The organism is Streptomyces sp. MK37H, from assembly GCF_018035285.1.
Lineage (GTDB): Bacteria > Actinomycetota > Actinomycetes > Streptomycetales > Streptomycetaceae > Streptomyces > Streptomyces endocoffeicus.
In genome coordinates, this window is sequence record NZ_JAAAYH010000512.1 from 1 (window position 1) to 5887 (window position 5887).

A 5887-nucleotide genomic window follows, 5' to 3' on the forward strand; every position below is an offset into this window, starting at 1 on the left:
CCATTGGCATACCCCTGCCCGACCGCGCGCACCTTCCACGCCCCATTGCGCCGGTACACCTCCACGACCACCAGCGCGGTCTCGTTGCCCAGCCGCGGCGGGGTGAACGTGGCGATCACCGCGCCGTCGTCCGCGCCGCGCACGGTGGCGGTCGGCTCGGTGCCCGCGAACGTCGCCCCGGGCGCGTCCAGGCTCGCGGTCACCACGATCTTCTCGATGTCGGCGGGGACGGCGGCGGTGTCCACCGTGATGGCGTCGCCCGTGCCCGCCGTCCCGGCGCGGTGGGTCACGCCCGGTCCGGCGGGTTGGTTGTAGAAGACGAAGTCGTCGTCGGAACGCACTTTGCCGTTGGCGGTGAGCAGCAGGCCCGATACGTCGAGCCGCACCGGAGCGGTGACGTCAACCGCCACGCGCGCGACGGAGAGGGGGAGGTTCGAGCCGGGTGTCATAGCGGTCATGCCCGGGGTAACGAACGTCCCCGCTTTACGGTTCCTTGACCTGCGGAGTGACTTCTCCCGTGACCTGCCCCGCCGCGGTCGGCCCGGTTCGGCGTCGGCCCGTTCGGCAGTCCATAACGGAGAGGAGTCGTTCGGCGCGATCGCCGGGGCCGTCGCCCGCTCCCTCGGCCTGCCCGGCCCCCGCCCCTGGGACCCCGACGCGCCGGACAACGTCTGGGACCCCCGGTTCGCCCGGCACGCCCTGGGCTCCAACAGCCGGGTACGGGCGCGCCGCGCCCGCGAGCTACTCGGCCGGCACCCGCGACACCGCTCGATCACGGACTGGATCCTCCGCGAGCCGCGCTGACCGGTCGGGGCGGCGGCGCGCGGTGGCCGCCGTCACCCCGATCACGCACACCGCCATGCCCGCGAGCGCCGTCCACCCGGGCGCGTCCCCGAACATCGCGTACGCACACAGCAGCGTGGTCGGGGGCGTGAGGTAGATCAGCGCGCTGGTGCGGGTGACGCCGTTGCGGCGCAGGCTCAGCCAGTAGAAGCCGTAGCCGCCGACCGTGGAGAGCAGCACCGTCCAGGCCACGGCGGCCCAGAAGCCCCCGCCCGCCGGGGGCGCGGCATGGCCTCCGGCCACGGCGACCCCGGTGAACAGGACGGCGCTCACGAGGCAGTGCAGCGGTATGGCGTCCACGGGGTCGAGCGGCGCCCGCACCCTGCGTTCGAGGAAGCTCGCGGCCAGCAGCGCCGCCATGGCGGCGAAGGGCAGCCCGTACGCCCAGGCCGGGGCGGCCGGGCCCGCCGACAGATCGCCCTGGACGACGAGCGCGACCCCGCCGAGGCCGATGGCCAGCCCCGCCCACTGGCGCGGGCTGACCGTCTCCCCGAGCAGCCGCCCGGCCAGCGCGCCCGCCGCGAGCGGCTGCAACGCGGCGATCAGCGCGGCGGTGCCGGACGGCACGCCGAGCCCGACCGCCCAGACGATCCCGCCGAGATAGCCGCCCTGCGAAAGCGCTCCGATCACCGCCTGCTCGGCGATCGCGCGCGGGCGCAGTCTGCGGCGCCTCAGCAACACCCAGGCGCCGCCCAGGACCGCCGCCGCCGCGAGGAAGCGCCACATCAGCAGGGTGTCGGCGGCGGCCTCCCGCGTGCCGAGCTCGGCTCCGATGAAGCCTGAGCTCCACATCACGACGAGGCCGATGGCGGTGACGGCGGCGCTGACGGGCATGGGGGTCCTCGCTCTGGTCGGGGCTGGGCATCGACTCCGGGTATACCGGTCTGTTTACTCCCTCATCCACTAGACTAAACAGATCGGTATACACGTCAACCCCGACCCGGAGGTGATCACGGCATGGAAGCGTCTACGGGAGTGCTCACCCCTGCCGCGCGCCGCATCCTCGACACCGCCGCCGAACTGTTCTACGGGCAGGGGATCAACGCGGTCGGCGTGGACCTGATCGCCAAGCGCTCCGGAGTCACGAAGAAGACGCTCTACGACCGCTTCGGCTCCAAGGAGGCCCTGGTCGCCGCGTATCTGCGGGAGCGCGATGAGCGGTGGCGGGCGTGGCTCACCGCCGAGGTCGAGAAGTCGCCCCCGGCGGATCGCGCCCTCGCCACGTTCGACGCGCTCGCGGAGTGGGTGCGCCGCGAGAACCCGCGCGGCTGCGGTTTCGTGAACGCGGCGGCCGAACTGCCGGACGCCGGGCATCCGGCCCGGCAGGTGATCGCCGACCAGAAGTGGTGGCTGCGCGGATATCTGCGGCAGCTGTGCGAGGAGGCGGGCGTGGCGGCCCCCGACGAGCTGGCGGACGAGCTGCTGCTGCTCCACGAGGGCGCCACGGTGCTGAACGGTCTTTCGGTGGTTGCGGACGCGGTCGGCATCGCGCGTGGGCTGGCGCTGCGGGCGCTGGAGCGGGCCCGGGCGGCCTGACCCGGGCGCGTTGCTTGACCTTGAGCGCGCTCGAAACCGTACGTTTCCCCGCATGACGACCCAACAGCATGCGATCGGCTCCGGTTTCGGGGTGCGCAGTACGACGAGCGACGTCCTCACGGGCATTGACCTGACCGGGAAGCTCGCGCTCGTGACCGGCGGTTATTCAGGGCTCGGGCTGGAGACGGCGCGGGCTCTCGCCGGTGCGGGGGCCCATGTCGTCGTGCCCGCGCGGCGGCGCTCAACGGCCGTCGAAGCGCTCGGCGGGATCGAGGGCGTGGAGGTCGCCGAGATGGACCTCGCGGACCTGGACAGCGTTCGGGCCTTGGCGGAGGAATTCCTCGCGTCCGGTCGCGCTGTCGACATTCTGATCAACAACGCCGGGATCATGGCCGCGCCCGAAACCCGGGTGGGCCCCGGCTGGGAAGCCCAGTTCGCCATCAACCACCTGGGTCATTACGCCCTGACCAACCGGCTGTGGCCCGCGATCGCCCGCGGTGGCGCACGCGTGGTGTCGGTCTCCTCCAATGGGCACCAGCTCTCGGACATCCACTGGGACGACCCCCACTTCGAGCGGCACGCCTACGACAAGTGGCAGGCGTATGGGCAGGCGAAGACGGCCAACGCCCTGTTCGCGCTGCACCTCGACGCGCTGGGGCGGAACACGGGTGTGCGGGCGTTCTCCGTGCACCCCGGCACGATCGCCACCCAGCTGGGGCGCCATATGTCCCCGGAGGAACTGGCGGAGCTGAGTGAGGCGATCGAGGCCAGCCCCACCAACGTCGGCTGGAAGGCACCCGAGGAGGGGGCGGCCACCCAGGTCTGGGCGGCGACCTCGCCTCGGCTCACGGGTATGGGCGGGGTGTACTGCGAGGACTGCGACATCGCCGAGCCCGCGTCGGAGGAGACCGAACTGGGCAGTGGGGTGAGCGCCTGGGCCACCGATCCGGAGCGGGCCGCGCGGCTGTGGGCGCTGTCGGCCGAGCTCACGGGGGTCGATACCTTCGCCGAGTAGATAGACAGCCCAGGCTGTTAAGTTTGAACTGGACAGCCTGGACTGAAGGAAATACCGTACGGGGCATGGCAGAGACCCCTGGCGGCATGTCCGCCTCCGCCGTGCGCGCCGCGCATGAGATCCGTGTGGTAGTCGGCCGGCTGCGGCGGCGGATCAAGGAGACGTACGACCTCGAGGAACTCACCCCCTCGCAGACGTCCGCGCTCAGCAGGCTCAGCAAGGAGGGCCCCGCCTCGGCCAGCGCGCTGGCGGCGGCCGAGCGCGTACGGCCGCAGTCGATGGCGGCCACGCTCGCCGTGCTGGACGAACGGGGGCTGATCCAGCGGCGCCCCGATCCCGGCGACGGGCGGCGGCAACTGGTCTCGGTGAGCGACACCGGCAGCGCGTTCCTGGACGACAAGCGGCGGGCGGGCGAGGAATGGCTCGCCCGGGCCCTGGAAAGCGGCTACACGGAAGCGGAACGGGAGACCATCCTCAAGGCGCTGGCCCTGCTGGACCGGCTCAGCCGCGCATGATCGAGCGGCTGACGCGACGAAAGGGCAGGGCGGACGCGGGGAGCGCCTTCGACCGGAGGCTGCTGGCACCGATGGTGCTGGGTTCGGTACTGAACCCCGTCAACTCCTCCATCATCTCCGTTTCGTTGGTGCCGATCGGCGCCGCGTTCGGGGCGCCGCCGTCCCAGACGGCCTGGCTGGTCTCCGCGCTCTATCTGGCCACCTCGATAGGACAGCCGGTCATGGGCCGGCTGATCGACCTCTACGGGCCGCGCCGCCTCTTCCTCGCCGGGGCGACGCTGACCGGGATCGCGGGGCTGATCGGTCTGCTCGCCCCGAACCTGGGGACGCTGATCGTCGCGCGGGTGGTGCTCGGGTTCGGTACCTGCGCGGGCTATCCGGCCTCGATGTACCTCATCCGCGGGGAGGCCCGGCGGACCGGCCAGGAGAGCCCCGCCGGGATCCTCGCCACGCTCGCGGTCGCCAGCCAGACCATCGCGGTCATCGGACCGCCCCTGGGCGGACTGCTGATCGGGCTGGGCGGCTGGCGCAGCACGTTCGCCGTCAACATCCCGCTGGCGGCGGCCGGCCTGATCCTCGGCGTACGGCGTCTGCCGAAGGAGCGGCACCTGGCGGAACGCACCGACGAGCGTGTCCGGCTGGATCTGATCGGCATGGGGCTGTTCGCCGCGATGCTCGTCTCGCTGCTGCTGTTCCTGATGGAGCCCCGGGCCGACCGGTGGTATCTGCCGGTGCTGATGGCGGTGGCGGCGGCCGGGTTCGCGGTGCGGGAGCTGCGGGCGGCGGAGCCGTTCATCGATCTGCGGGTGTTCGGCGGCAATCTGCCCCTGCTGCTCACCTACACCCGCGCACTCCTCGTCTCCGTCGTCTCGTATGTCTTTCTGTACGGCTACACCCAGTGGCTCCAGGACGGCCGGGGGCTGACGGCCTCACAGGCGGGGCTCGCCCAACTGCCCCTGTTCCTGACCGGCACCGCGGTGTCCACCGCCACCGGCCGCCGCGCCGCCGTGCGCGGCAAGCTGCTGGTGGGGGCCGTGGGGCAGATCGTCGGCTGCGCCCTGCTGCTCCCGCTCCAGCCGCACAGCGCGATATGGCTGCTGATCGTCGTCGCGCTCGTCTTCGGCGTACCGCAGGGGCTGATCAACCTCGCCCTGCAGAACTCGGTGTACCACCAGGCCGACCCGGAGCGGATGGGCTCCTCGGCGGGGCTGCTCCGCACCTTCTTCTACCTCGGCGCGATCGTCGCCTCCAGCGCCAACGGCGCCTTCTTCGGCGCCCGCGCCGACACCGGCGGGCTGCATGGCCTGGCCTGGTTCATGCTCGCCATCACCGGTCTGTGTCTGGCGCTGACGCTCGTGGACCGCTCGCTGGGCCGTATCGGTTCCGACGATTCCTCTTCCGCGCAACAACCGCAGCAGCGAAAGGCTTCATGAACGTGAACGTGAACGCGAACGTGAACGCGAACAAGACGGCTCTGCTCGTGATGGACGTCCAGGAGGGCATCGTGGCCCACGTCCAGGACCCCGACTATGTGCCGCGTGTGAGCCGCGCGGTCGACGCGGCCCGTAACGCCGGAATCCCCGTCGTGTACGTCGCCGTCGGCTTCCGCTCCGGCCGTCCCGAGGCCTCGGCCCGCAACAAGATCGTCAGCTCCCTGCCGCCGGGTCTCTACACCGAGGACGACCCCAAGATCGCCATCCACGCCGGTGTGGCGCCCCGGCCGGACGAGGTCGTGGTCACCAAGCGGCGGGTCAGCGCGTTCGCCGGCAGCGACCTGGACGTGGTGCTGCGGTCCGGGGACATCACCCATCTCGTCCTGACCGGCGTCGCGACCGCCGGCGTCGTCCTTTCCACCCTGCGCCAGGCCGCCGACCTGGATTTCCGGCTCACGGTGCTGTCCGACGCCTGCTACGACCCGGACCCGGAGGTCCACCGGCTGCTCATCGAGAAGGTGTTTCCGTCGCAGGCCGAGGTCACG

The 5887-nt window shown here is 71.7% G+C and carries 7 protein-coding genes; 5 read left to right on the forward strand and 2 right to left on the reverse strand.

Annotated features, from left to right (window positions below):
- Both GWI24_RS39320 and GWI24_RS39325 read right to left on the reverse strand, forming a co-directional pair.
- Nucleotides 1-458: TerD family protein (locus tag GWI24_RS39320; protein ID WP_210950819.1), on the reverse strand; the 458-nt coding region annotated here is incomplete at its 3' end.
- A gap of 283 nt (nucleotides 459-741) precedes the next feature.
- Nucleotides 742-1677 (reverse strand): DMT family transporter, encoded by a 936-nt coding sequence (locus GWI24_RS39325; RefSeq protein ID WP_210950820.1) that lies wholly within the window; start codon nucleotides 1675-1677, stop codon nucleotides 742-744.
- Between the two features lie 123 nt (nucleotides 1678-1800).
- On the opposite strand from GWI24_RS39325, the gene GWI24_RS39330 reads away from it, so the two are divergent.
- The 5 genes from GWI24_RS39330 to GWI24_RS39350 all read left to right on the forward strand — a co-directional run.
- A complete protein-coding gene (locus tag GWI24_RS39330; RefSeq protein WP_210950821.1) occupies nucleotides 1801-2379 on the forward strand; it encodes a TetR/AcrR family transcriptional regulator in 579 nt (192 codons plus the stop codon).
- Between the two features lie 52 nt (nucleotides 2380-2431).
- A complete protein-coding gene (locus GWI24_RS39335; RefSeq protein WP_210950822.1) occupies nucleotides 2432-3394 on the forward strand; it encodes an SDR family NAD(P)-dependent oxidoreductase in 963 nt (320 codons plus the stop codon).
- A 65-nt stretch (nucleotides 3395-3459) separates the two neighbouring features.
- Nucleotides 3460-3909: a MarR family winged helix-turn-helix transcriptional regulator gene (locus GWI24_RS39340; protein WP_374103397.1), complete on the forward strand. Its 450-nt coding sequence runs from the start codon at nucleotides 3460-3462 to the stop codon at nucleotides 3907-3909.
- Nucleotides 3906-5342, forward strand: coding sequence for an MFS transporter (locus GWI24_RS39345; protein ID WP_210950823.1), 1437 nt, complete (start codon nucleotides 3906-3908; stop codon nucleotides 5340-5342). Before GWI24_RS39340 ends, GWI24_RS39345 begins: the two co-directional genes overlap by 4 nt.
- The coding region (locus tag GWI24_RS39350; protein ID WP_210950824.1) for an isochorismatase family cysteine hydrolase at nucleotides 5339-5887 on the forward strand (549 nt) is incomplete at its 3' end. The genes GWI24_RS39345 and GWI24_RS39350, both read left to right, overlap by 4 nt.

Excerpts from the sequence above, each read along its gene's own strand:
- GWI24_RS39325 (WP_210950820.1), bottom strand. The coding sequence starts at position 1,677 with ATGCCCGTCAGCGCCGCCGTCACCGCCATCGGCCTCGTCGTGATGTGG.
- GWI24_RS39340 (WP_374103397.1), top strand. The coding sequence starts at position 3,460 with ATGGCAGAGACCCCTGGCGGCATGTCCGCCTCCGCCGTGCGCGCCGCG.
- GWI24_RS39330 (WP_210950821.1), top strand. The coding sequence starts at position 1,801 with ATGGAAGCGTCTACGGGAGTGCTCACCCCTGCCGCGCGCCGCATCCTC.
- GWI24_RS39335 (WP_210950822.1), top strand. The coding sequence starts at position 2,432 with ATGACGACCCAACAGCATGCGATCGGCTCCGGTTTCGGGGTGCGCAGT.
- GWI24_RS39345 (WP_210950823.1), top strand. The coding sequence starts at position 3,906 with ATGATCGAGCGGCTGACGCGACGAAAGGGCAGGGCGGACGCGGGGAGC.